General features: G+C 67.1%; 1 protein-coding gene. It reads right to left on the reverse strand.

What is annotated here, in order from left to right; translation table 11 throughout:
• Nucleotides 1–8: 8 nt before the first annotated feature.
• Nucleotides 9–1,043, reverse strand: a complete 1,035-nt coding sequence (locus CIK71_RS17360) for an IS30 family transposase (protein WP_096166919.1) — start codon at nt 1,041–1,043, stop codon at nt 9–11.
• Nucleotides 1,044–1,107 lie beyond the last annotated feature (64 nt).

The following is a 1,107-nucleotide window of genomic DNA, read 5'->3' on the forward strand; positions in this document are numbered from 1 at the left end:
CGGCGATGTCAAGGCGTCGAAGCAACATGGGGCTCGCCGGCGAGCAGTCGAGCGAATGCCTCGGTGGGCGTGAGATAGCCCAGTCGGCGGCGGGGTCGATTGTTGATCTCCTCGGCGATGGTGGTGAGGTAGGGCTGGTGATCGGGGATCACCGTGCCCTTGGGCAGATACTCCCGGTAGAGCCGGTTCGTGTTCTCGTTGCTGGGCCTCTGCCAGGGCGAGTGGGGATCGGCGAAGTAGACCGGCATCGCCGTGGCCAGGGAGACCTTCGCGTGCTGGGCCATCTCGCTGCCCTGGTCCCACGCCAACGATGCCTTCATCATCTCGGGCAGGTCGTTGAAAAACTCGATGACCGCGTCAGCGGTTGGCTCGGCGTGTTTCGAGGGCAGGGCCAGCAGCCCGGTGAACCCGCTCATCCGCTCCACCAGCGTCGCCGCGCACGAGGTGCCGTTCTTCCCGATGATCAGGTCACCTTCCCAGTGCCCCGGCACCCGACGCTGGGCGGCGTCCTCACCTCGCTCCGCGATCGGGACCATACCTACGATTGGGCCACCGCGCGTCCGCCCGGTCGTACGTGGTCGGCGCTTGGTCCGCTTGGACTGCAGGAAGATGCCCTTGCGGGCGAGCTCACCCTTCGGGATTGCGTAGATGTACTGGTAGATAGCCTCACCGGAGACGGTTCGGCCGCGTGCGTCAGGAGAGTTCGCCATGCGTTCAACGGTCGGGTCTGTCGCCTCCAGACGCAACCGGCCCGCTATCTCGTTCGGCGTCCACGACGCGGCCAGATCCGCCTCCACCCTCGCCTGCAGCACCGGATCCCCCGCGACCTTCCGCTGCTGCGGGCGAGCCCGCCGACGCTGCGCTCTGACGTCTGCGGTCACGGCTTGGTAGCCGCGGGTCTTCGTCGAGTTCCGGTGAAGCTCCCGCGAGATCACCGACGGGCAACGCCCCAGGTGACGGGCGATCCTCCGCACCGACCAGCCCGCTTTCGAGGCCGTCGAGATCTCCGACCTGTCGCTGAACGACAACCCCACCCGCGCCATCCGCACACTCCACCGATCAGACCCCCGCCGACCGGGAGTGTTGCTTCGACGCTATGACACCACC

This window comes from Brachybacterium alimentarium (genome assembly GCF_002332425.1).
Lineage (GTDB): Bacteria > Actinomycetota > Actinomycetes > Actinomycetales > Dermabacteraceae > Brachybacterium > Brachybacterium alimentarium.